The organism is Flavobacterium sp. FlaQc-48 (assembly GCF_044007335.1).
GTDB lineage: Bacteria > Bacteroidota > Bacteroidia > Flavobacteriales > Flavobacteriaceae > Flavobacterium.
On the sequence record NZ_JBIPCR010000012.1, the window covers coordinates 101,390 to 127,916 of the forward strand.

Annotated in this window: 16 protein-coding genes and 1 tRNA gene; 5 read left to right on the top strand and 12 right to left on the bottom strand. The window is 35.7% G+C overall.

All coding sequences use genetic code 11. From position 1 onward, the window contains the following. Positions 1-16: 16 nt before the first annotated feature. From ACHRWY_RS18360 to ACHRWY_RS18380, 5 genes are all read right to left on the bottom strand, one after another. Positions 17-1,531, bottom strand: a complete 1,515-nt coding sequence (locus tag ACHRWY_RS18360; RefSeq protein WP_395356609.1) for a reverse transcriptase family protein — start codon at positions 1,529-1,531, stop codon at positions 17-19. 629 nt (positions 1,532-2,160) lie between these two features. Next, positions 2,161-2,619: an RNA methyltransferase gene (locus tag ACHRWY_RS18365; RefSeq protein ID WP_395356610.1), complete on the bottom strand. Its 459-nt coding sequence runs from the start codon at positions 2,617-2,619 to the stop codon at positions 2,161-2,163. 327 nt (positions 2,620-2,946) lie between these two features. Continuing rightward, on the bottom strand, positions 2,947-4,725 hold the full coding sequence (locus tag ACHRWY_RS18370) for an AMP-dependent synthetase/ligase (RefSeq protein ID WP_395356611.1): 1,779 nt from the start codon (positions 4,723-4,725) through the stop codon (positions 2,947-2,949). Positions 4,726-4,892: 167 nt separating this feature from the next. Beyond that, on the bottom strand, positions 4,893-5,324 hold the full coding sequence (locus tag ACHRWY_RS18375; RefSeq protein ID WP_395356612.1) for a hypothetical protein: 432 nt from the start codon (positions 5,322-5,324) through the stop codon (positions 4,893-4,895). Positions 5,325-5,457: 133 nt separating this feature from the next. After that, the gene (locus ACHRWY_RS18380) at positions 5,458-7,863 is read right to left on the bottom strand and encodes a TonB-dependent receptor domain-containing protein (RefSeq protein ID WP_395356613.1); all 2,406 of its coding nucleotides are present in this window, start codon (positions 7,861-7,863) and stop codon (positions 5,458-5,460) included. Positions 7,864-8,098: 235 nt separating this feature from the next. Here ACHRWY_RS18380 and ACHRWY_RS18385 point away from each other — a divergent pair, with 235 nt between their 5' ends. Continuing rightward, the gene (locus tag ACHRWY_RS18385; protein ID WP_395356615.1) at positions 8,099-8,383 is read left to right on the top strand and encodes a hypothetical protein; all 285 of its coding nucleotides are present in this window, start codon (positions 8,099-8,101) and stop codon (positions 8,381-8,383) included. A gap of 57 nt (positions 8,384-8,440) precedes the next feature. Here ACHRWY_RS18385 and purL read toward each other — a convergent pair whose 3' ends face one another. From purL to ACHRWY_RS18400, 3 genes are all read right to left on the bottom strand, one after another. Then, positions 8,441-12,094, bottom strand: coding sequence for a phosphoribosylformylglycinamidine synthase (purL, locus tag ACHRWY_RS18390; protein ID WP_395356616.1), 3,654 nt, complete (start codon positions 12,092-12,094; stop codon positions 8,441-8,443). Positions 12,095-12,481: 387 nt separating this feature from the next. Beyond that, the gene (locus ACHRWY_RS18395) at positions 12,482-14,350 is read right to left on the bottom strand and encodes an endonuclease (protein WP_395356617.1); all 1,869 of its coding nucleotides are present in this window, start codon (positions 14,348-14,350) and stop codon (positions 12,482-12,484) included. 434 nt (positions 14,351-14,784) lie between these two features. Then, positions 14,785-16,302 (bottom strand): hypothetical protein, encoded by a 1,518-nt coding sequence (locus tag ACHRWY_RS18400; RefSeq protein WP_395356619.1) that lies wholly within the window; start codon positions 16,300-16,302, stop codon positions 14,785-14,787. A 234-nt stretch (positions 16,303-16,536) separates the two neighbouring features. Between ACHRWY_RS18400 and ACHRWY_RS18405 the strand changes: the two genes are divergently transcribed. The 4 genes from ACHRWY_RS18405 (at position 16,537) to ACHRWY_RS18420 (ending at position 19,026) form a co-directional block, all read left to right on the top strand. After that, positions 16,537-16,968, top strand: coding sequence for a PaaI family thioesterase (locus ACHRWY_RS18405; protein ID WP_055096087.1), 432 nt, complete (start codon positions 16,537-16,539; stop codon positions 16,966-16,968). Positions 16,969-16,971: 3 nt separating this feature from the next. Continuing rightward, a complete protein-coding gene (locus ACHRWY_RS18410) occupies positions 16,972-18,039 on the top strand; it encodes a chorismate-binding protein (RefSeq protein WP_395356621.1) in 1,068 nt (355 codons plus the stop codon). Between the two features lie 130 nt (positions 18,040-18,169). Beyond that, on the top strand, positions 18,170-18,886 hold the full coding sequence (bshB1, locus tag ACHRWY_RS18415; RefSeq protein ID WP_395356623.1) for a bacillithiol biosynthesis deacetylase BshB1: 717 nt from the start codon (positions 18,170-18,172) through the stop codon (positions 18,884-18,886). A gap of 66 nt (positions 18,887-18,952) precedes the next feature. After that, positions 18,953-19,026: transfer RNA gene (locus ACHRWY_RS18420), tRNA-His, on the top strand. A gap of 135 nt (positions 19,027-19,161) precedes the next feature. Here the strand turns inward: ACHRWY_RS18420 and ACHRWY_RS18425 are convergent. The 4 genes from ACHRWY_RS18425 to ACHRWY_RS18440 form a co-directional block, all read right to left on the bottom strand. Then, the gene (locus ACHRWY_RS18425) at positions 19,162-20,010 is read right to left on the bottom strand and encodes a neutral zinc metallopeptidase (protein ID WP_395356624.1); all 849 of its coding nucleotides are present in this window, start codon (positions 20,008-20,010) and stop codon (positions 19,162-19,164) included. Between the two features lie 91 nt (positions 20,011-20,101). Next, positions 20,102-24,154 (bottom strand): PAS domain S-box protein, encoded by a 4,053-nt coding sequence (locus ACHRWY_RS18430; protein ID WP_395356625.1) that lies wholly within the window; start codon positions 24,152-24,154, stop codon positions 20,102-20,104. Positions 24,155-24,244: 90 nt separating this feature from the next. Then, a complete protein-coding gene (locus ACHRWY_RS18435) occupies positions 24,245-25,033 on the bottom strand; it encodes a hypothetical protein (protein WP_395356627.1) in 789 nt (262 codons plus the stop codon). Positions 25,034-25,156: 123 nt separating this feature from the next. Further along, positions 25,157-26,485, bottom strand: a complete 1,329-nt coding sequence (locus tag ACHRWY_RS18440; protein ID WP_395356628.1) for an aldehyde dehydrogenase — start codon at positions 26,483-26,485, stop codon at positions 25,157-25,159. Between the last annotated feature and the right edge of the window lie 42 nt (positions 26,486-26,527).

Here is a 26,527-nt window from a genome sequence, read left to right on the forward strand (position 1 = left end):
TGAAAAAGGGTATTAATTAAAAAATATTCCACCAGTTTTCCGGCTTCTGGTCCGTTGCTGTTTCTTTTGTCTCATCCGGAACAGCAATAGCGATTGGGTCCACTTTTTCAGGAATAATTATTTTTTCTACAGGAGGCTGACCGTGTTTGGTGATAATATTTTTCAATTGCTTTTTGAATGTCGTTCCTTTTTCAGGATTCACCATATACACATAATTAATGTAGCCTTCTATGGCATTGATTAAATGAATTGCTTTTCCCCATTTTTGGTCTTTCCATCCATTTTTTTCAATGTTATGAAGTACGGCACGAAATTTTCGCAATTGAATCCTGTCTACATTAAGTTTTTTATTTACCACAACTCCGGTAACTTTTTGTTGCATGCCTTTTCGCATCACATGTACTTTGTCGGGATGAATGACAAAACCTTCCGATTCTATGATCTTTTTAGTAAAATATAATAATCGGGAAACATTTTGGCTATTTTCCTGATGGGTAGAAAAACTCATATCGTCTGCATAACGGGTGTAGCTGAAATTTAATTTTTTTGCTAATCCATTGATTTTTTGATCCATTTTATAGACAATCATATTGCTTATGGCAGGACTGGCAGGCGAACCCTGAGGTAATTTGCGTTCACCGGATTGCACATAGTAGGTAACGCCGTCTAGTGTGGTTTCGTTAATTTCAGAGTAGGTGCAGAGTAAACTTAAAATGGTAGCAATTTCTTCTGAATAGCCTATTTTATGAAATAAGCCTTTGACTCTTTTATAGGTTACGGTAGGGAAAAAATCTTTTAAATCGATATTCACCACAATGTCCTTATTAAGGTGTGGCTGTGCATTGGTTACAATAGACCGCTCTTTGATGAAACCATGTGCTTCAACTGTATAAGGTATTTTGTGAAGTATATTTTCTAAAATCCAGTTTTGAAGCTCTTTTAACTTAGGTTTTGGAGCTGATATTTTACGTTTGCCGCCTGATTTTTTTTCAAGTTCAAAAGTATGGTAATGGTTAATTTTAGAAACTTTTCTATTATAGGCAAGATATTGCAATGCTTTCAGGTCTATTTGCATGCTTTTGGCCAATGCCAGGGCATCTTTGAAAACCGGCAAATTGTATTTTTCTGAAATTTTAGAATCGGTTTCTTTAGAACCCAGTCCTTTGGATACTGCCTCGCCTAAATACAAAATTTGTTGCTGTTGCAGTAATTTCCAGTTTTCGGCCTTATCCAGACGTTTTTTCTCCTGGTTTAATTTGGTCTCAGCCCTTTTTTCTTTAGCAAGTTTCATTCGTGCTTTGCGCATTTCGAGAACCATTGCTTCTCTGTTGCTAAACTTCCTGTCTTTTGCTAAAAGCTCATTTAATTCCTTTTCAATCGTTGCTTCCTGACGGATCAGAATTTCAGAAAGTGTAGGTTCTGTTCCGGATTGCCAAAATCCTAAACGTTGCATTTCTTCTAATATGTAGCTATCTTTTGAGGTAGCTCTTATTCTATCATAAATTTGTTGTTTACTAAGCTGTTCAGACATATTACAATCGCTATTTTACATTAAAAAGCCCTATTGAAGCAATAGGGCTTAAAGTTTAAAACCTTCGTATTTTCTAAGGACTATGTCTATCAACTCCCGAGAAAAGGTACTAGACGTACAGTTAATCTCGAGGAGGCGGAACCGAAACTGTACGTCTAGTACCTTTTCTCATCCATAAGATAGAAGTAGTGCTGAATGTTAAATAATCTTACACCGATGACGAAACATCATCATTTTCTTTATACAAGAAAAGCAAGGTATTTCTTAAACTCAAAACAAACATACTAAAAAACTTTTGATTGAATACTACTAAAATTAAAATAGATGGTTCTTTTTTTTACTTTAGCCATCAACTCTTTTAACTATTGATCGCAGCTGAAAAAAAGGCGCTTAAACCAGGGTACAAAAGCGAATGATCAGGCAAAAAAAAAGATAATTCTAAAAAAACATTGCCAACAGTGTCAACTGTGGGAGAATATGAATCAGCACCATCCGGACCCCAAAGTTGAAACTGCGGTTTATAATTGAAATAAGGTAATGGTAAATAATTTTAATTCTTTGAAGGAGCTAATACCCATAAACAAATTTAACGTTCCCTGCTGTCGCAAACGTCCCGCTCGTGCACAGTTTTAAGAACGTGGTTTGGACAAGTTTCTGTCGTACATAATAATAGTTCCTGCGACAGCCACATTTAAACTTTTTTCTGATTTAAATTTTACTAAGTGATGGCATTTATCCATTACTTTTTTGGATAGGCCATGATCTTCTGCTCCCAATAAATAAACACAACGCCTTGGATGTTCAAAGGTCTCTAAATCGGAAGCTTTTTCGTCTAATTCAACCCCAACCAATCGCGCTCCTTTAGGTAAATTTTCAAAAAAAGCTTCAAAAGTATCATAATGAAAATAAGGAATTGCTTTTACCGCATCATGGGTATCACAGGCTTGTTTGGCATATCGATTGCCTATGGTAAATATAAAAGTAGCACCTAAATTTTGAGCAGATCGCCACAAAACACCCAAGTTTTCAGGTGTTTTACCATTTTGAATTCCTATCCCAAAATATTCATTTATAAAGTTATCATTCATACGGGCAAAAATACAAACTGTACGTACATAAGTCAATTTTTTATTGAGCTGAAACGAAGACCAGCTCTCCTAAGATTAGTAACAAAACTGATTTCTACTAAAAATACTTTGCGATCACGAGAGAGATGCCATAAGTGTTCGAAACCTTATTTTTAAATTTAGAATTTAATTCATAAACAAATTTAACTTTCGCATTTTTTTCGGATATAATTTCTAGATCTTTAACCTGATTCATTGTTTAGGGTTTTAGTAATAAGAAATACTTGTAAAATAAAAAACGGCTGTCTTTGTGAGACAGCCGTTTTCGTTTGGTTATATTATTTTGATTTAATTATGATCGTAGATTTTAAGATAAAGATCTTTATAAATTTCTTTAATAATTTTACGTTTCAGTTTTAAAGTAGGGGTAAGTTGTCCGCCATCGATAGACCAAACATCCGGAGTTAGCTCGAAACGTTTGATTTGTTCCCAGTGTCCAAATTTTTTGTTGATTTCCTCAATTTCACTGTCAATACGTTTAATAACCTCAGGATTTTCAACAATTTCTTTGTTAGAGCTTCCTAAAGTGATTTTATGAATTTTGGCCCATTCTTTTACAAACTCAAAATTTGGCTGGATAAAAGCTGCCGGCATTTTTTCGCCTTCCCCAATTACCATAATCTGCTCAATAAAACGAGATTGTTTCATGGCATTTTCAATCAGTTGGGGAGCAATGTATTTTCCTCCTGAAGTTTTGAACATTTCTTTTTTACGGTCTGTAATTTTCAGGAAGCCTTCGCTGTCAATTTCACCAATATCTCCGGTATGGAAATAGCCATCCTGTAAAGCTTCGGCTGTTTTTTCAGGATCTTTAAAGTAGCCTAACATCACGTTTGGCCCTTTACAAAGAATTTCACCGTCCTGGGCAATTTTAACTTCGACGTTGCGAATTACTTTTCCAACAGTTCCAATTTTAAAGCCTTTATTTCGTTGGTCATTTACGGCAATTACAGGTGATGTTTCAGATAAACCGTAACCTTCCATAACCGGAATTTCGGCAGCAGCAAAAACTCTCGTTAAACGGGGTTGTAATGCGGCACTACCTGAAACCATTAATTCTAAATTTCCTCCCAGACCTTCTTTCCACTTGCTGAAAATAAGTTTTCGGGCAATTTTTAACTGAAATTCATACCAGAAACCGTTTGCTCCGTATGGTTCGTATTTTAAACCTAAATCAATAGCCCAGAAAAACAGTTTTTTCTTGATGCCTGTCAGTTCAGTTCCTTTGGCATAAATTTTATCGTAAACTTTCTCTAAAAGTCTTGGTACAGCTGTAATAACAGTTGGCCGAACTTCTTTCAGGTTATCACTAATTTTATCAATTGATTCTCCAAAATACACAGATACACCATAATATTGGTAGATGTACAAAATCATTCTTTCAAAAATATGGCAAATAGGCAGGAAGCTCAAAGCGGTACTTTTTCCCGGATCAAAAGGAATTCTTGGTGCACTGTCTAAAACATTCGACACAATGTTTTTGTGCGAAAGCATAACGCCTTTAGGTTTTCCTGTTGTTCCTGAAGTGTAAATAATGGTCGCCAGATCATCTGTGTGAATACTGTCTTTTCTGGCATCTACTTCATTCTGATTGCTTTCATCCTGGCCAAGGGTCAATAATTCTGTCCAGTGTTTGCAGCCTCCAATTTCGTTAAAAGAAAAAACTTCTTTTAATGTAGGAACGTTTGCTTTGATGGCGTTTACTTTGTTAAGTACTTCTTCATCCGATACAAAGCAGTAAATACTGCCGCTATGGTTTAATATGTATTCGTAATCTTCTTCGGCAATAGTAGGGTAAATAGGAACGTTTTGCGCACCGGTCTGCAAAATCCCAATATCCATGATATTCCACTCCGTACGATTGTTAGAAGTGATTAAGGCAATTTTATCATCTTTCTGAACGCCCATGCGCAATAATGCTCTCGAAACAGCATTTGCCTTTGCAATATATTCCTGGCTAGATGTTTTTTCCCAGACTCCGTTTTTTTTAGTTGCTAAGGCAACCTGAAGGTTATAAGTTTCTTGTTGATAATAGGGAAAATCAAAAAGGCGTGTGATTGAAACCATGTTTAATATATTGAATTTTACCGCAAATTAAATAAAAAATAGGTATAATTTTTAATTTTATACAATTTTATGGGAAAAATTATAGGTAATATAGAAATTCTACGAAAACGTTTTCTTTTTTGTAGTAAATTTTCAAAAAACAAAGAAATGTTTAATTCGAAGCCGTTTTATTGTACATTATAGTCAACATATTCTTTTACTCTTTCGCCCATTAAAAACATTTTTTTCTTGGTAAAGTGAATAGAGAATTGTGAATAAACCCAGGCATCGCTATCGTTTGTTCTGTACCAGAATGTGTAAGACGCACTATTGAACCCTTCTTTAAAAACCGGAATACCTTCATCAGTACATTCGATTCCCCAATTGATTTTCTTTTTACTTAAATCATCTGACTGGATCACACCGGTACCATCCGGATTTAATAACGTCATAGGTTCTTTTTGACCCGTTGGAATATAAGTTCCCGGAACAGGATAACCAATAGTAGTGGTAATAAAATGATCACGGCCGTTGTAAGTAATCTGATCTACGTGAACTTGTGAATGCGATTGTGTGGCAACAAAAAACAAGGTAATAAGTAATAAATGTACTGATTTCATTCTATGTAGGTTTAAGTGTTTTTGGAAACGCAAAAAAAAATCTGTGGGATATTTTTTTTGCGAATATAATTCAAATTTCCATAGAAAAATGAATCCCAATTACAAGAATGATTTTTTTTATTTAAATCAAATATTACTCTGTCGAAAACTGATTTTCTAATAGTTTTTCTTTAAAATCAGATTTAAAAGTATAAGCAAAAGTGATCATCAGCGCACGTGTATCTGATTTAGAAGTCCGATTATTAGTAAACAGTAAAGTATTGTTTTTATAACCGCTTTCGAGCGTGTTAAACAGATCAGTAACCACTAAGCCTAAACGGGCATTTCCTTTGCCTAATTTTTGCTGGAAACCCATGTCAACATTATAAACAGGAATTCTTTTTCCCTGTGCCGTGGCCAGTGCCGAATTGTAATTGCCAATTATTTGTAGTTTTCCGCCTTTCCAGGGAACAAAATTATTAATGATTTTTCCGTACCAGTTAAAAGCATTATTCACTACGTCTTGTGTTAAATTAGAAGCATCAATGCGTTGCTGAAAAGCAGTGACACTGATATTGGCATCATAAAAAGCAGCGGGTTTTAAGCTAAAAATAGTTTCTAAGCCATACGTAACCGTGCTGCCAATGTTTCGGGGCTGTAATAAAATGACCCCGTTGTCTTGTAGTACTGCATATTGCCTGATAGCGTCAGTAGCGTTTCTGTAAAAAGCATTGGCTGAAAAGGAGTATTTCGACCATTCTTTATTGTAACCCATTTCGGCAATATGAATTATTTCAGGTTTTAAATACGGATTTCCACCATGAGGATTCAATGCATCTGTGATATCGACAAACGGGTTCAAATCATCCAAATCAGGACGGTTGATGCGTTTGCTATAGCCAATTTTTACAAATTCATCTGTGGCTAAATTCATTTGCAGGGATGCCGAAGGAAAAAGTTTTAAATAGTGGTTGGAAAAATTATCGCTATTGTTTTGTGTTTTTCCATTGTTGGAAACCTGTTCTGCACGCAATCCCAGATTGTATTTCCATTTGGGATTTTCTTTATCACCTGTAAACGAATTGAGAAGCCCGTAAACGGCATTTATTTGTTCGTTAAATGTAAAGGAATTACTCGACAGTGGATTTACGACATAATCACCGTTAGTTTTGTCAGCACTTTGAAAATCTGAATTAAAAAAACGAAATGTTCCTTTGTAACCTGTTTCTATAATAGATTTTTGAGAAACAGGAAGCGCATAATTTACAATTGCGTTTGATATATTTTCATGTTCATAATTGTGTGTCCTTTGCAAAAAAGCATCGCCAGTTTGTGCAGCATACTGATCGTAATTGTAAGTGTCGATATCTGTGTTTTCTCTGTGTTTATTGAAAGAAGAAGTAATAGCTGCATTTAAGCTTTTACGGTCATCAGCGAATTTTCTATCATAGCTAAAAGCAAGTTCGCCTACTTTAGAACGTTCTAATTCTAAAGAATGTCTCACATTATTAGAAAAAAACTGATGGGCACTGGTGTTGACTTGTGTGTGCAAAGTCTCGTCATTATCCTGACTTTCCATATTTCCTAAAGCTTCCAATGAAAAACTGTTTCGTTCGTTGGGTGAAAAGTCAATATTGAGTTTTAGATTTTGTAAACCTTCTGTTCGCTCGTCATTTCTGTTTTGATTGATAAAATGTTCATCGTCAATAAAATTATTGGTTCTTTCGCTTTTTATTTTTTTGGTTCTGCCGGCAAAACGATTGTCATATCCCAAACCAAAATTCCATTTTTCTGTTTTCTGATTTAAAAGCACAGAACTGTTTAGTCTTCCTTTTGCGCCAAATCCGCCACCTAAGACTACCGCTCCATTCATACCACTTTGATTGTTTTTTTTAAGCCTGATATTAATAATGCCGCTTTCGGCATTAGCGTCATATTTGGCAGTTGGATTGCTAATTACCTCAATGCTTTCAATACTACTTGCGGCAATTTGGTCCATATTGGTAATCGCCGAGTTTTTTCCGTTAATTAAAATCATAGGTGATTTTCCTCTCAAAGTTATTGCTCCGTCAGCATCAACGGCAACAGTTGGCATACTTTTTAGCACATCTGTAGCTGTTCCCCCGGATTGTGAAATGTTCGAAACGGCATTAAAAATAAAACCTTCGTCTGTTTTCTGAATTTGTTTTTTTTGAGAATTGACAACCACAGCATTCAGTAAGTTCGTGTCGCTTTGTAACGTTATATTTCCGATAGTAATTGAAATACCGGTAAATTGTATGTTTTGAGTGAAAGTCTTAAATCCAATTAATTTGAATTGCAATTGATAATCGCCAGTAGGTACGTTTTCTAAAACAAAATTTCCTGAAGTATCTGTAACAGAATAAGCAGCAACTTTTGTAGAATCATTTACACTTTTTAAAATAACATCGACAAATTCTAAAGGAAGTTTACCGTCAGAAATATTCCCTTTTACAGAGGAAGAATTTTGACCAAAAGAAAGTTGGTTTATAAAAAATAAGACCATTAAAAGCGATAGATTTTGTTTCCATTTTTTCATAAGACAAATATATTTATCCCCATAAATACGCTTGCTTAAACTGTCTTAAGATCGTATTAAATTAGTCTTAGATCATATTTAAAATAATAGGCTGGATGAAAAAAGGGCTTTTTTACCCTAATAAAAACAGGAAAAAGCATAAACAAATCTATTTAAAGACGCAGTAGTTTTGAAATGAATTAATTGCGAAAGCCGAAAAGTAAATGAGTAGGCATTATTTTTAAATCTGATTATTATGGCAACATTTTTTTATGCAGTACTGGGTATTTGCGGAACATTGTATCCGGGTTGGTGGAGACGTTTATTTAAAATCCCGCCACCGCCGCCGGATCCGGAACCATGGTGGTACATTGGTGCTGTTGTTTTGGGGACAATTGCAGGATTAGCCGGAGGAACATTGTTTCAGGGAAGAATTTTAGAAGATCAGTTTTTTGCAGGGCAGGTGGCGATTGCTTCAGGTTTGGTTGCTTTTGCTTCTGCCAGCATTGTAACGGGTATTGCTTCTTCTTTTAAGCGATAAAAAAATGCCCCGACAAATAGTGTTGGGGCATTTTTTTTATGTATAATGATATTGATTTTAGTTTTTCTCAATCCATTTTCTGGCGTTAACAAAAGCTTCATGCCAAGGCGAAACTTCGTCGTTTCTGTCTTTTGGATAATTCGCCCAGTTCCATTGGAAAGTTGAACGCTCAATATGAGGCATCATCACCAAATGTCTTCCGGTTTTGTCACATAGCATTGCTGTGTTATAATCAGAACCGTTAGGATTTGCAGGATATCCTTCGTAGGCATATTTAGAAACAATGTTATAGTTTTCTTCGGCAAGAGGTAAATTGAATTTTCCTTCTCCGTGAGAAACCCAAACGCCTAAAGTGCTTCCGGCCAATGTCGATAACATCACCGAATTATTCTCTTGTACTTTTACAGAAGTAAAAATACTTTCGTGTTTCTGGCTTTCGTTATGTAACATTTTTCCGTGAACTTCATGTTCCGGATTAATCACTTCCAATTCCATAAACAACTGGCAGCCGTTACAGATCCCGACAGATAAAGTATCTTCTCTTTTAAAGAAATTATCCAAAGCTGTTTTTGCTTTTTCGTTGTATAAGAAAGCTCCGGCCCAACCTTTGGCAGAACCTAAAACATCTGAGTTAGAGAATCCGCCAACTGCACCAATAAACTGAATATCTTCAAGCGTTTCACGACCGGAAATCAAATCGGTCATGTGAACGTCTTTTACATCAAAACCTGCTAAGTACATAGCATTTGCCATTTCACGCTCAGAATTACTTCCTTTTTCACGGATAATTGCGGCCTTTGGTTTTGCTTTCGAAGCATCGATTACTGGTTTTTTTCCTGTAAAGTGAGCCGGGAAAGTATAATTTAAAACCTGATTTTTATAGTTTTCGAAACGTGCCTGAGCTCTTCCGTTTTTAGATTGTTTCTGATCTAACAAATAAGAAGTTTCAAACCAGATGTCTCTGTATTTTTTAATGTCTAAAGTCCAAAGTCCAAGGTCTAAAGTCTCAGTAGTTGTCGCTTTTCCTAATTTGAAAAATTCGATATTATTTCCTTTCAATTTAGCTTCAACAGCAACGTCAGATTTTGCCTGGAAAACGATTCCGATGTTTTCTGCGAAAAGGATTTTCAATACGTCTTTTTCCGCGAAAGCGCTGAAATCAATTTTTGCTCCAAGGTTTACGTCAGCAAAACACAATTCTAATAAAGTAGTAATCAAACCACCGCTTCCGATATCGTGTCCGGCAAGAATTTGATTTTCACCGATTAATTCCTGAATAGTATTAAAAGCATTTTTGAAGAAAGAAGCGTCTTTTATAGTAGAAGTTTCATTTCCAATAGTGTTTCTGATTTGTGCAAAAGACGAACCTCCTAATTTGAAATCATCCTGAGACAAATTGATATAATAAATAGAATCTCCGTTTTTCTGTAAAACCGGTTCTACTACTTTTCTAATGTCGGTACAGTTTCCTCCAGCCGAAATAATAACCGTTCCCGGTGCAATTACTTCGTCGTTTGGATATTTTTGTTTCATCGAAAGTGAATCTTTTCCTGTCGGAATATTGATTCCCAATTCAATTGCGAAATCCGAACAACCTTCAACAGCAGCATACAAACGAGCGTCTTCACCTTCGTTTTTACAAGCCCACATCCAGTTTGCAGATAATGAAATTCCTTTTAAACCATCTTTAATTGGTGCCCAGATAATGTTTGATAACGATTCTGCAATCGCATTTCTGCTTCCTGCAACCGGATCAATTAAAGCGGCGACAGGAGCGTGGCCAATAGAAGTGGCAATTCCTTCTTTTCCTAAATAATCAAGAGCCATAACCCCAACATTATTCAACGGCAATTGCAAAGGTCCCGCATTTTGTTGTTTGGCTACTTTTCCGCCTACACAACGGTCGACTTTATTGGTTAACCAGTCTTTTGAGGCAACCGCTTCTAAACGTAAAACGTCTTTTAAATAACTTTCGAAATCATTTGCCGAATAAGAAACATCAGCATATTTTCTGTCGATCGTTTTATCTGTCATAACCGTTTTTGGAGAACTTCCGAAGAAATCTTCTAAAGCATAATCCATCGGTTTTGAACCATTTGATTTTGATTGAAAAGTAAAACGGTGATCTCCCGTTACATCTCCAACCTGATACATTGGCGAACGCTCTCTGTCGGCGATTCTTTGTAAAATATCAATATCTTTTTGACCAATAACCAATCCCATCCTTTCCTGAGATTCGTTACCTATAATTTCTTTTGCAGAAAGTGTAGGATCTCCAACAGGCAATTTATCCAAATCGATTAATCCTCCGGTTTCTTCCACCAATTCCGAAAGACAGTTTAAGTGTCCACCTGCACCATGATCGTGAATCGAAACAATTGGGTTATGATCGCTTTCTACCAGACCACGAATGGCATTGGCAGCACGTTTTTGCATTTCAGGATTCGAACGTTGGATTGCGTTTAATTCAATTCCTGAACCAAAAGCTCCTGTATCTGCAGAAGAAACCGCAGCTCCACCCATTCCGATTCTATAATTTTCTCCACCTAAGATTACGATTTTGTCGCCTTCTTGTGGTTTCTTTTTGATTGCCTGATCTAGTTTTCCGTAACCAATTCCGCCCGCTTGCATAATTACTTTATCGTAACCAATTTTGCGGTCATTTTCAGAATGTTCGAAAGTCAAAACCGAACCTGTAATAAGCGGTTGCCCGAATTTATTTCCAAAATCAGAAGCTCCGTTTGAAGCTTTGATTAAAATGTCCATAGGAGTTTGGTACAGCCATTTTCTTTCCTCAACAGCATTTTCCCATTTTCTGTCGTCGTTTAAACGAGAATAGGAAGTCATGTAAACTGCAGTTCCTGCTAATGGCAAAGAACCCTGACCACCAGCCAAACGGTCACGAATTTCTCCTCCTGAACCAGTTGCAGCTCCGTTGAAAGGCTCAACTGTGGTTGGGAAATTGTGTGTTTCTGCTTTTAAAGATAAAACCGAATCAAATTCTTTTATCTCGTAATAATCAGGTTTATCGGCAGATTTTGGTGCAAACTGCTGCACTTTTGGCCCTTTTACAAAAGCAACGTTGTCTTTGTAAGCAGACACGATATCGTTAGGGTTTTCCTGTGATGTTTTTTTGATTAATTTGAAAAGAGAAGTCTCTTTTTCTTCACCATCAATTACAAAAGTTCCGTTGAAAATTTTGTGGCGACAGTGTTCTGAGTTGGCTTGTGAGAAAGCAAAAATCTCAGAATCGGTTAGTTTTCTTCCCAGTTTTACAGCAAGATTGTCTAAATAATCAACTTCTTCCTGGCTAAGGGCTAAACCTTCTACTTTATTATAAGCGGCAATATCATCGATTTCCAAAATTGGTTCCGGCTGAACATTAATCGTGAAAATCTCCTGATCTAATTGATTGAATTTTTGTGAAAGCATTGGATCAAAATCAGTAAAATCTTCCGTTGCCGGATGAAATTCTTCAATTCTGATAATGCCCGGAATACCCATATTTTGAGTAATTTCTACAGCATTTGTACTCCAGGGTGTGATCATAGTGGCACGGGGACCAACAAAAAAATCCGTCAGTGCGGATTTTTCGATCTTATTAGAGTTGGCAAAAAGCCAGTTTAGTTTTGAAATGTCTTGAGCCGAAATTTCGTTTTGCGTTTGTACGGCAAAAACAGTTTTGCTTTGGTTTTCAAAGAAATGGATCATTGTGATGTGTAGTTTGTTGTATTGAGGTGCAAATTTAGTGTAAATAAATAGCAAGCGCAAATTTGAAAAGAAACTCTTTTGAAAAAAAGTCCGGGCGTTTTTTGGGTCATATGTGTAGAGATGCATTGCTGTGCGTCTTCTTGTGTGGAAGGTTTTCCCGGAAAACGTAAGTTTTATTTTTTTTAATCGTGCAAAGACGCAAAGGCGCAAAGGCTTATTTTTTTTAAGCTTGGTAAATAAAAAACCTGGCGCCATTGTGTCTTTGCGTGCAAAATTAGTACAGTGCGTAAACTATCTTAATGTCGACTGTTTGAAAAAAAAACATTTTTAGAAAACAAAAAAAGCGGCAATATTGCCGCTTTTAGTTTAGTAAGCACTCGTTCTTAATTAGTTGATGATGATCTTTTTGGCAAAAGTTTCAGCATTCTGATTAATACGAACAATGTAGATGCCTTTTGGCAAATTATGTATCGTCGATAATGAATCTGTGGTGTTTGATTTCTCAAATACTTTTTGACCTAATATTGAAATTATCTCGATAGAATAAGGTGATGAGCTATTTTTAAAATAAATATTGAAATTTCCGTCAGACGGATTTGGATATAAAAACAGTCCTTTTAATTCTGTAAAAGTTTCTTCCGGTATTTCAAGAGTTCCATCATTTCCGCCTGGTTTAGCCCCTAAGTTTGAACAAGTATCTGTACCAAATGAATCCCATTGCGAGGCCAGATTAAAAGTAGTGCTTGGTGCTGTTACGGTTGACTTTCTTCTTAAAGTAACATCAGCTGCAAAGTTGGCTGTTCCGCCATTAAAAGTTCCGATAATATCGATCAAGACGCCATTTTTGAATAAACCCACTGCATCATTTCCGTTAAAAGTCAGTTCGGTTGCTGTTGTGGAAATGTTTGCTGAGCTCGTAGCAAAACAACTGGAAGACATTGAACTGTTTACAATCGTAAATTTACTTCCGGTTGCTAATGTTCCGCTTAAAGTTAAACCAGTGCTCCATGCTCCGGCACCATTGGTTTGTTTTTTTACAGTGTAGGCAGATAAACTCACGGCACTTCCCGTATTATTGGCAATTTCTAAGGCTTTGTTATTTCCTGAACCTTCAACATATTCAGAGAATAGCAACTCGGTAGCTGTTCCGCCAGTTCCGCCACTGGCATTTGTTGTAACTGCAATGGTGTTGCTGGATGATGAAGTATTTCCTGCGGCATCTCTGGCCGTAACATAAATACTGTAACTTGTTGAAGCAGTTAATCCTGTAATGGTATAATTTAAACTGGTAACCGTACTTTTTAGAACATTATTTGCATAAACGTTATAGCCTGTAACCCCAACATTATCTGTAGAAGCATTCCAGGCAACTGTAATAGAAACTGCTGTTTTTGATGTAGAAGCCAAACTCGTTGGAGCAGTTGGTGCCTGAGTATCTCCGGAAGGAGCAGTACCACCCCATATTTGGTTTACATATTCCGGATGATCGATGTATGGATTTCGGTTATTCTGACGTGTATAAATCGCATTGTTTCGTGCAATTTCTCTGGCGCTTACCGGATCCTGTGTATTCCAGGCTAACAGCATATTTAGGAAAGCAGTTGTAAAAACTTTGTTGCCTGAACCATCAAACATGGGATAAGAATACCCTGCAACAGTATTTTCATAACGGGTAGCAAAATAAAAATACATTCTGGCAATATCGCCCTTAAATTCATTGATAGGTTCAAAAACAGTTCCTGAATACCCGGATACAGCGCTTGATCCTAATTTGCTTCCGTTTTGAGAAGTATAAGTTACTGAACTTACGGTTCCGTGTGGATAGTTGGAACGCATTCCGTTTACTTTACCATCTGTTGGAGTGATAAAATGTGCATCAGCGACCATTGGGGATTGTTCGTTAAAAACCGATTGTGGGATTATATGTTCCCTATTGTAACAATCGCCTTCTGCAGAATAACTTCCACATCGTTGTGTACTTCCTGTGCTGTAATTGTATGGATCTGTTCCGGATGGATTTTCAGAATACATGTCTAAAACACTTCCGTCATTCTCGTAAAAATTGTCGACATCAGAAGTTTGATAAGTAGTATACAAACCTGCATATCCGTTATTGGTATGGTCTTTAATAATGTTGTACAATTGAGTTTTCAGCGTATAACCTGTTCCGGTCGCCGTGCTGTAATAACCGGAAGGAATTTGGGCAAATCCCAGCGTGACAAACATCAATAAGAGTAAAGAGTAGTTTTTTTTCATAGTAAATGATAAGATTTGGGTTGATGAAATTTATAAATTAAAATATTCAATAAATTGAATGTCAGTTTCTTAATTTGTTAATTGTATCAAATTTACTACTTTAAAGAATACATTGTGTTAAGTGATGTTTAATTTTAGAAAAATTTTCTTACGCATGGTTTTTTTTGCCATATACGAGATATAAGTTCATTTTTGACGAGTGTTTTTAGAATGATCCGGCAAAATACGAAGTCGCAAAGTTTTTTTCTAAACCAGTGAAAAAGTGATAGAAAAGATTTTCCTCATTTTATGTGATTTCTGTATAAGGACACATTCTGTCTGTAACTCCGCAGCGAAAATCTAATCTTTGGTGTAAAAAAAACACCAGCTCATTAGCAGGATAAAAGGCTTAATTTTTCTAATATCACATATTAGGATAGGGGTGAAAAAAGAAATTATTTAGGGAAGGCGGCACTTTGATAAGCACCTAAATCCGGAGGGGAAGTTCTGGTTTTTCCAATAATGTCCTGTGTGATGATATACGCCTGATTCCCTTTCGCGAAAGCGGCAGAAGTATTATCGATATTGAATTTGTTTTTAGAAACATTATAGAATTTCGGGTTTTCATTTAAAATGATCTGGTTGTAATGCACCGCATCTGTTTTAAACTGATAATCCGGATTGGTACCGGAACTGCTAAATTTCAATAAACAATTATTCAGCTGGTACACAAATGGGGTACTGGTGTTTTTGTTCAGGTTAAATTCGTTACTGGCTGAACCATAAATAATACAGTTATTGAAAGTGGCTTGTGTTAACGCATTGGTTTCCGGAGTCGCGCCAGCCAGACTATTACTTAAATTAACGGCAAACGGTGCATTGGTTTGCCAGTTGTTATTGAAAGTGCAGTGGGTAAAAATATAATTTCCGCCATAGACACAGGATAAACTTGCTAAACCTGCATAATTAATAACAATATTTTCTCCGTTAATATGGGCATTTTGAGCTAAGATTCCATATTCGGCACAATTGTAAACCTGTGTGTTTTTGATCTGAATTGTCGTGGTATGATCCGGATTTTTAAAGTTTAAACCGGTGATGGCATTTTTTAAAGTAAGATGGTTTATCGAATGGTTTTTACTTCCTTTTGCCAGAATAACCGAATTCCACTGGCCGGGAATATCATCGTAAAGTGATTCCAGGCGGTCTCCTTCGAAAACTACTTCGTTTTCTGCTTTATCCGTTGTTGAAGCAGCTCCATTTATTTGAAGTGAGGCTTTGTTGTCTACATAAAGCCCTGAATTGGCATGAAAAAAGACTTTTGCCCCGGCTTCAAAAGTAACGGTTTTGTCTTCGGGCACACCTGCAAAGCCGTAAATGACATAAGGTTTTTTGTTGGTAAATAGTAATTCATTTCCGTTTACAGGATCATTTTCATCCAGATAAAAACCATCCACTGGTTTTCCGTCAATTTGAATTTTCTCTTTAGTTCCATCAGCATTTTGTTTTGGATACAGGAAAACAGCATCCTGAATTAAGGTGACCAAAGCGACTTCCTGAAGGTTGGCGCCGCTGTCAAACTGAATCTGATCTGTATATAAAAAGTCTGTTGGATTTGCATCTGTGATATCTGCGGTGGTTTCTATAAAAATATACAAACTGTCTTTTGACAAAAGTGTGACATCTTTGAATATTTTTCCACTGTTTCCGCTCATTCCGTCAACGGTCATTCGGTATTTTGAATTTAAGCCGTTTTTGAGTTGAATTGTCGGAATCGAAATGTCGTTTTTGCTTGTATTGTAAACTTTAAGCTGGTAGGTCCCCGAACCAATATTTTTAAAAACAGTATCCAGGTAAACGGTATCTTTTGAAAACTTTAAATCCCCGGAACTGGCAACGGTATCAAAATCAGTACGGCAAGAACTGAAAACTATAATTATTCCGAAAATGAAAAATACAAAATGTTGACGCATTTGAATGGGTTTAGTTTTTTTTGCTGCAGATTTTGGCTGTATGAACCTAAATCTGTATTAATCTATGAAACCGGTGGCAAAGAAAGCTGTTTCCGCCCCAGACCTGTAATTGATTCTTTTTTGTAAAAATAACAAAAAACTTACATGTTTACCGATGATTTTTAATTTTGAATTGGATTTTCTAATTTGTATCTCTTCTTTTCTTTAATTTTACGATTTTAAAGCCTAATTTAAATGAATTATACAAAAGAGCAAATTTTAGCCCGTTGCAACGAGTTTTCCAAAAACACGCTGATGGAAACGCTAAAAATTGAATATATAGACGCTGGCGAAGATTTTTTGACAGCAAAAATGCCGGTAAATCCGTCAGTTCATCAACCCATGGGACTTTTGCACGGAGGCGCTTCAGTAGCTTTGGCTGAAAGTGTAGGCAGTGCAGCATCATTTTTTTTTATTAATCCAAAAGAACAGGAGGTACGCGGCATCGAAATTTCGGCCAATCACTTAAAAAGTATTCGTGAAGGCTGGGTTTTCGGAACGGCAAGAATCATTCACAAAGGAAGAAGTATCCACCTTTGGGAAATTAAAATCACCGATGAAGCCGGAAACCTGATTTCGCTTTGTAAACTGACGAATATGGTTTTGGAGAAAAAGAAAACAGAATAGCACATGAATGACTTTTTTTCTAAAATAAAAAAACATTACGAAAAGCATTTGCCTTTTGTAATGTATTCTAAACCTAATTCCAGCAGCATTTTTGGACTTTTACAGCAAAACGATGTTTTACATAAAATTTCTAATTATAAAGAAAAAGGTTTTGTCTTCGCTTCTTTTGATGAAAAGCAACTCATTTTAATTCCGGAAAATGAATCTGAGGTTATAACGACGGAACAGGAGAATCTGTCTTTTGCGACTATTGAAATTGAAGATTCAGGTTTTGATGCTGCAGCTAAAATTCAATATGAAACTTTAGTTGCTAAAGGAATTGAGGCGATCAAAAACGAAGAATTCAAGAAAGTTGTTTTGTCCAGAAGTGAAAGTGTAGATTTGACTGAATTTGATTTTGTAGCCACTTTTCAGCATTTGACGGAATTGTATCCAACTACTTTTTCGTATTGCTTTTTTCATCCTCAAATTGGTTTCTGGATGGGAGCAACACCGGAACAACTGCTAAAAGCAAACGGAAATGTTTTTGAAACTACGGCTTTGGCAGGAACACAAAAAGCAACTGCTGAAACTGAAATCCTCTGGCAGCAAAAAGAAAAAGACGAACAGCAATACGTAACTGATTTTATTGTAAAAAGATTGCGTGAGGTTGCCGCTTCGGTTAATGTTACAGAACCGTATAGTCTGAGAGCAGGATCCATCTGGCATATTAAAACGGATATTTCGGGAGTATTGAATGACAATTCGACCCTTGAAGAAGTAATTGATACTTTGCATCCAACTCCTGCGGTTTGTGGTTTGCCCAAGAAAAAAGCAAAAGCCTTTATCATAGAGAATGAAAATTACGACAGGACATTTTATACCGGTTTTCTGGGGGAATTAAACAGCAGTTTTGCCTATAGCGATAGTAGTTCTGATTTATTTGTAAATTTACGCAGCATGCAAATTCAGGATCATAAAGCCATTCTGTATATGGGCTGTGGCATTACAAAAGAAAGTATTCCTGAAAAAGAATGGGAGGAAAGCGTCAATAAATCCATGACGATGAAAAGAGTGCTGAAGATAAAATAGAGTAAAGAGAATAGAGTAAAGAGAATAGAGTAAAGAGAATAGAGTAAAGAGTAAAGAGAATAGATAATAAAAAGTCAATTTAGTTTTTTATTGAAATTGAAATTGATTTTTGACATTGACATTGAAAAATATGAAATTAGATATATTAGCCTTTGGGGCACATCCGGATGATGTAGAATTGGGTTGTGCAGGAACCATTTTAAAAGAAATATCTCTTGGGAAAAAAGTAGGTATTGTTGATTTAACGCGTGGTGAATTAGGAACGCGTGGAACGGCTGAAACGAGAGATCAGGAGGCGAAAGATGCTGCAAAGATTTTAGGCGTTTTAGTGCGTGAAAATTTAGGTCTGCGCGATGGTTTTTTTGTAAACGACGAAAAACATCAGTTGGAAGTAATCAAAATGATCCGAAAATATAAACCGGAGATTGTATTGTGCAATGCTATTGACGATCGCCATATTGATCACGGAAAAGGAAGTAAATTAGTTTCTGATGCCTGCTTTTTATCGGGATTAATGAAAATCGAAACTTCGATTGATGGAGAGAATCAGGAAGCGTGGAGACCAAAAGTAGTGTATCATTATATTCAGTGGAAAAACATCCAGCCTGACTTTGTCGTTGATATTACAGGTTTTGAAAAGAAAAAAGTAGAAGCGATTATGGCCTATAAAACGCAGTTTTATGATCCAAATTCAAAAGAACCTGTAACACCAATTACGAGTAAAAACTTTTTTGAAAGCTTAAATTATCGTGCGCAGGACTTAGGAAGGCTGGTAGGTAAGGATTTTGCCGAAGGTTTTACTGTTGAAAGGTGTTTGGCAGTCAATAGCTTAGAAAATTTAATGTAATTTTTTCATTTTTTTCTTTGTAGAAGTAAACCTTTGTTATATATTTGCACTCGCTAAGCAAAAATGGTGGTTGTAGCTCAGCTGGTTAGAGTAGCGGTTTGTGGTGCCGCGGGTCGCCGGTTCGAACCCGGTCAGCCACCCAGAAATTTAAAGCCCTGAAGAAATTCAGGGCTTTTTTTGTGCGCCTTAGTTTATGAACTATAAAATATAGGAAAAACAAAAAAAGCATGACGATTAAGTCATGCTCATTTGGTTTATTATATTTGGTTTAAGTATTATCTTATTTCGTCAAAAGTATTTCCCTGTTTGATATCTCCGGATTGGAATCCTTTTTTAAACCAGTACATCCTTTGTTCCGACGTTCCATGTGTAAAAGAATCAGGAACAACATGTCCCTGCATTTTGCTTTGAATGGCATCATCACCAACCGCATTGGCAGCACTTAAGGCTTCTTCAATATCTCCTGATTCCAGTTCTTTCTGATTATCATGAGCCCATACTCCAGCATAAAAATCGGCCTGTAGTTCTAATGCGACTGATAGTTTATTAGCTTCTGCTTCACTTTTTCCCTGCTGTTCCTGATGCATTTTTTCGGACGTTCCGAGTAAAGTTTGTATATGATGACCAATTTCATGTGCAATTACATAGGCTATGGCAAAATCACCTCCTTCTGCACCAAATTTTGTTTTTAATTCTTCGAAAAAAGCAAGATCCATATAAACTTTCCGGTCTCCAGGACAATAAAATGGTCCAGATGCTGATGATGCCCCGCCACAAGCTGTTTGTACAGAACCTCTAAAAAGCACTAATTTGGGTTTTTCGTACGTCATGCCATGTTCTGTGAAAATTTTGCTCCACGTGTCCTCATTATATGCTAGCATTGTTTTTACAAAAGCCCCCATTTCTTCATCTTCCTTACTTAATGGAGCAGCAGCTTCAGTTTGATTTTGTCCGCCTTGTACTTGCTGCAAAACATTTCCTATGGTCTGGCCGGTTTCACCGCCAAAAACATTAAGTAGTAAAATAACAATACCAATAATTCCACCTCCAACGGCTACTTTTCCACCGGAAACACCTCTTCGGTCTTCAACATTATCACTTTGTCTTCTGCCTATCCACTTCATACTATATTGTATTTTAGTTTATTATATTTTTTGTTGTACGAATTTATATTTTTTTTAGGAAATACACCTTACAGTTTTAATTTAGTTTTAACTATTTTAACCATTTTACTAAAGCTTCTTCGACAATGCCTTTCATAATAGGTTTGGAAATGTAATCGTCCATTCCGGCAGATAAACATTTATTTCGCTCTTCTTTCTCTGCGCCGGCAGTTACGGCGATTATCGGAATATCTTTTCCGGTTTTGGTATTCCGGATGGCTTTTGTAGTTTCATAACCGTTCATGATGGGCATTTGAATATCCATAAAAACCAAATCAGGATTGATGTTTTCAAATTGGCTTACAGCATCATAACCATTTTCACATTCATAGATATAAGCGCTGCTGTATAAGTTTTTAATGATGGTTTTTAAAAGCAGCATGTTTACTTTATTGTCTTCTACAATTAAAAAAGTAATGTTTTTATGGTTTGAGTTGAGGTTGTTGGCGCTTAACTCCTGATTGATTTTTTTAAGTTCGGCATTGTATTTTTCGTTGATACTTTGATTGCTTGTTTTTAAATTTAAATCAAAATAAAAATTACTTCCAATGTCAATTTTACTTTCCAGCTGCAATTTACTGTCCATTAACGCTAACAACTGATTGGAAATAGTTAGTCCCAATCCGGTTCCTCCAAATTTTCTCGTTGTGGAACTATCCTCCTGAGAAAAGGCTTTAAAAATTTTCTTCTGGTTTTTTTCGAGAATTCCAATCCCGGTATCAATAACAGAGAATCGAATCGTACAATTGTTGTTTTTGCCTTTTCCTAAAACAGAAACATTTAATTTGATGGAACCTTCATTAGTAAATTTTACTGCGTTTGAAAGTAAATTGATTAAAATTTGTTTGATTCTGACAATATCAGTCCAGATGTATTTGGGAACATCAGGATCGACATTAAGCTCTAGCTGAAGGTTTTTTTGATTGGATTCGTAAACAATCAGGTCAAAAACCTGGCCGAGCACTTTTTTAATATCGTACAAATCGATAAAAAGTTCCAGTTTTCCGGCTTCAATTTTAGAAAAATCCAGAATGTCATTTATAATTTCCAACAGCGAATGCGCTGACTGGTTGATGGTGGTCATGTATTTTTCCTGGATTTCTTCCAGTTCCGTTTTCATCAATAAATGTGTAAAACCAATAATACCGTTTAGGGGTGTTCTGATCTCATGCGACATATTGGCCAGAAAGTCCGATTTGGATTTATTGGCAGCTTCGGCGAGTTGTTTGGCCTTTATCGCGTCTTCGGTTTCTTTTTTATTGGTGATGTCAAAATAAATTCCACCCACGAATTCAATCTCGTCCCCTTTTTTAATAACATCCCCAAACTCTTCTACCCAGATAAATTCACCTGTTTTTCGTCTTATACGGTATACATTATGCAGGGGCGTACCGCTTTGTAAATTATCAATCTGACTGTTGATGACTTCATCTTTATCATCAGGATGAATAAGCGACAGGAATGATAAATTATGCTCTATAAATTCTGATTTAGAATAACCGGTCAGATTTAGGATTTCGTCATTGAGGAATATTTTGGTTGAGAAAGCATCAAATTTTGATAAATAAACAGTGCCCGGAATATTGTTGGCGATTAATTTGAATTTTTCTTCACTTTCGAGGATTTTGTTTTCATTACGGTTTCTTTCAAGGGCTGATGAAATATTATTGGCCAGAACCTGAAAAATATAAATCTCTTCTTCAGACCATTTTCTTTCTTTGGTACAATCATCAAAACCAATAAATCCGGTAAAAATATCATTAATATAAAGCGGTAAAATCAGGATCGATTTGATTTCGTTCGCAATTAATAATTGTTTAAAAAAGGTATCGTCTAGTTTTCGGGTATGGGTATTGACAATTTTTTTATGGGCTGCAGCCTCGTAGATCTCCTGTAAATCATCTTTGGTCAGAGGTTGTATTTTGGTAATTTGATGTTCTATTCCTTGTCTCGACCATTTGTATTTTTGACTTACGGTATCTGTAATAAATTCTTTTTCGTAATAGTACATATGATCTACTTTGGCTGCTTTTCCTATTAAATCGTAGGTTTCCTGGAACATTTCGTGAGTTGTTTTACTCAGCAAAAATTTCTCGGTACAAAGTGATAAGGCAGACAATAACTGGCTTTTAAATTCTAATCTTCGCTCGGCTTCCAGACGCATTTGTGATGAAATAGCCAGCGAAATAACATCGGCAATCGTCCGGGCGTAATTGATGTCTTCATTATCCCATTCCCGTTTTTCTTCGGTACTTTCAAAACAAACCACGCCGGCTAATTGCCCGTTTAAGAAAATCGGAACATCAAGCATTGATTTGATATGGTTTTTGGTAAAGTAAAGGCGCTGGAATTCGGATGTTTCTAATTTATTAAAAACATCAGGCGCATTTATTATGGCTTTGCTTTTTAATGTTTCAAAATAGATAGGATAAGATTGTTTGTCCAGAATGTTTTTATCACTTAAGTTTTGATTATCGACACTAAACAGGTTTTTGCAGCTAATCAAATCTTTATAGTATTTCCAGAAACTTACCCTGTTGGTTTTAGTGACAGTAGCAGCTTCTTTAATAATAAAATCAATAACGGTGTTTAAATTATCGTATTTACTAAAATCTGTAGTTGATAATTTATTGGTGGAATTGTTGTAGGCCTCAATTTTTTTAAGCCTCTTTTTTTTCTCGTTTTCAATGTTTCTGATATCCGTAATATCGCGGGCTATTCCGGCAAAACCTATAGTTTGCCCCAGATCATTTTTGCGAACTATTATCTTTTGGGAAATCCATATTTTTTTACCGTTTTTCTTTAAAATCGGGATTTCAATTGTAGGAAAGTTGTTTTCATTAAGTTCTAAATTTTCATAAAAATCAACCGCATTTCGTTGGTAATTTTCATGAATGAAATTGGAATAATGTTGTGCAATAATTTCGTTTTCGGCGTAGCCTAAAATCGAGAATCCAAAATCGTTTATAAAAGTAAAATAACCATCAGAATCAATTTCAAAAATAATATCGGTGGCCGTTTGAATCAGGTTTTTGTATTGATCCTGTACTACAATTTGTTCGGTAACATCCTGGCCAATACTGATAATGAGATCCTCGGAGAATTTTTTGTCCTTCCACTGAACGTATTTATATTCCCCGTTTTTACTTTTTAATTTCCGGATATAAAGTTTGTTCTCCTGATAATTCAGCGTATTCGAATTGATTATAAAGTCAGCTTCTTTGGTCAGTTTCCAAAATTTTAATCCCATGACTTCATCCGGCAGATAACCTAAGATAGATGTTATTGTTTCGCTGCAAAACAAGACTTCATTTTTTTTGTTTGTCGCAATAGTGAGTGAATTTCCTTTGTGCACAATTTCATTTGTAAACCTGAAATTATCATGATTGTTTATTAAAACGGCATATTTAACCTGATTGATGATAAAAATCAGAATACAAAAGTTGATGAGTAAAATAGATGATTTTACAGAAATTAAATGTAAAGCAACGGTTACAATGAGAAACGTGAATACCAAACCAACAAAAAGCCAGTATATTTTTATGGGTTTTAAGATGCCGTACGAGAAGTAAAATGAGATTAAAAAAACAATAATGGGAACAATATCATTAGAAAGAACTATTATATTGTGCCCCACGTAGAAAATATACAGAAAGAAAAAAAAGATAAAGATGGGCTGTACCCTGTCCCGTAAAAATTTGACTTTATCGGTTACAAAATAAATAAGCAATACTGTAAAGCCAATAGAGACATTTGTGATTAATAAACTCTTGGGCCGGATTTTAAAAATTTCATTGATAATTTCAATGACAATTACAGCAATACCAAAAAATAAAATGTAAAGTTGATATTCTCTGTTTGCTGTTTCGGTTTCTAGTTTTTTTTCGATAAAATAACCTATTCTGGTTTTTATTTTAAAGAATTGATAGACCAGAATACTCAAAAAACCAAAGAGAGACAATCCTAAGATGATAAGTTTGGGATTGTTGTAAAAAATTATTTCGGAATTGAAAACATACCAGTTTGTAATAATTGATTTTAGGACATTACCGGTTGCGGTAATTCCTGAAATCAACGACTTTAAAAAACTACAGTTTGCTACCATAGAATTTGGTTATGTTTGGTTTTAGTAAATATTTTTTTTTAAATTCAGACCGAGTAGGTTAGGCTCTTGTGGTTCAGAATCTTCTATTTTTTAAAAATCCGATTTTCCGATAGTGTCAATGGGATCTTCTTTATCAATTTTAAAAATGGCAGAATAGATAGCGTAAGTCATTGAATAACTAAACGGAAGTGTAAAGAGTATTCCAATACAAAATCCGAATAAACCAACGATTAATGCTGCTATAATGGTAATCATTAAGGCTAATAATACTAAGGGCTGTCTGGCGATTAAGATAAAACTTGATTTTATGGCATTTAAGGCTTTTAAGTTTCCAAATACAATAAGCGGAATCGTTAAAAAGGTAAAAAATGTAATGAGAAGGGAAATGACTAACCCTAAATTATTTAATTTTTGAAGTTCTAAAAATGTAGATAATACGGAGCTTATCAATGAAATAATAAAAGTTGCAAAGAAAATCGGAAAAAAATGATGTGTTTTGTAGTAGGTAAAAATGGTAGCAACTTTGAATTCCTCATCTTTTTGGGCGCAGTCTGCCATTTTTAGAAATCCGGCAGTAAAAGGGCTAAATATAGCAGAGATAAATACCGTTCCCAATATATAATAAACCAGTTGAACCTGCGATAAATGCTGGAGTTGGATATTAAAGAAGTTTGGATTGCTTATTTTTTCAACACCAAAAATTGCCGCTAAAATACTACAACCGATGAAGCCAAAGAATGCTGAAAAAACTAGTAATATTAGTCCTGCGTAAAGGGCTATTTTTTTATAATTTTCAAAAGCATAGTTCAGGACATTTGAAAAATCTAAGGCATAACCGTGATTTTTAATGTCTTTGATTTGATCTGGAATGGATTTCATTTTTGGCTTGGTAGAGTTATTTTATGTTTCTGCGATTTATGATGATGAATCAAACGTAAATATAATATTTTTAATCAATTCCGTATGAAAATCTCAAAAACATTACGAAATTGTTTTTGTTTGCTACATCCAGTCCAATAATCGTTTTAACGAAGTCAATTTATCTTTGTATGGGGCGTATCGCATAGGCAGATCGAGCCAGTTTCCTTTTTTTACGACGGCTTTGTGATGTGAAAAAACAGCAAAGCTTAACGGGCCATGATAAGCACCAATACCACTATGGCCAACACCGCCAAAGGGAAGTCTTTTATTTGAAAAGTGAACAACAGTATCATTAATACATCCGCCGCCAAAAGAGTATGTTGTGATTAGTTTTTTTGCAAATGATTTATTTTCGCTAAAAACATAAAATGAAAGAGGTTTCTCATACCGGCTGATAATGTTATGAATTTCGGCTTCGGTTTCATAAGCCAGAATAGGTAAAATAGGACCAAATATTTCTTCTTTCATTACGGGGCTGTCCAAAGCAGGTTCTTCAATTAACGTTGGAGAAATATAAAGCGTGTTTGCATCAGTTTCTCCGCCATAGATGACTTTTTCGCGTTCGATCATACTATCAAGCCTGACCCAGTTTTTTGTATTGATAATACGGGCTAAATCCGGGGATTTTTCGATTTTTTTGCCATAGGCTTTTATAATTTCTTCGATTAGAAAGGAAATAAAATTAACCTTCATGTTTTTCTGGACCAGTATATAATCCGGAGCAATACAGGTTTGCCCGGCATTAATAAATTTTCCCCAGACAATGCGTTTTGCGGCTAGTTTTAAATTGGCAGTTTCATCAATTATGCAGGGATTTTTCCCGCCCAGTTCAAGGGTAACCGGAGTTAAATTTTCGGCTGCGGCCCTGGCGACTACTTTTCCAACAGCCACGCTTCCGGTAAAGAAAATATAATCCCAGCGTTGTGCCAAGAGCTTATTGGAGACTTCGACCCCGCCTTCAAATACTTCGACGTGATTGACATGAAATGTTTTTTCGACGATTTTAGCGATTATAGCAGAGGTATGCGGTGTAAGTTCCGAAGGTTTTAAAACTACTCTGTTTCCGGCCGCTACCGCAGAAATTAAAGGGCATAATGCCAATTGAAAAGGATAGTTCCAGGGTGCGATGACCAATACGTTTCCGTAAGGTTCTTTAAAAATATAATCGGTAGAAGGAAAGTTAAGAAGGGAAGGGAAAACACGTTTTGGTTTTGCCCATTTACTGATGTTTTTAATAGTGTCTTTTAGTTCCGAAATGACATAATTGGTTTCGGTTAAAACAGCTTCAAATTCGGGCTTTTTAAAATCATCGTATAACGCTTTTACAATTAAGTCTTCGCTTTTTTGAATGTTATACAACAATTTTTTCAGCGTTTCTTTTCTGTATCCGATGTCGTTTTTATAGTCCATTTTTATGAGTCCCTTGATTTTGCCTATGCAAGTTAATCGATA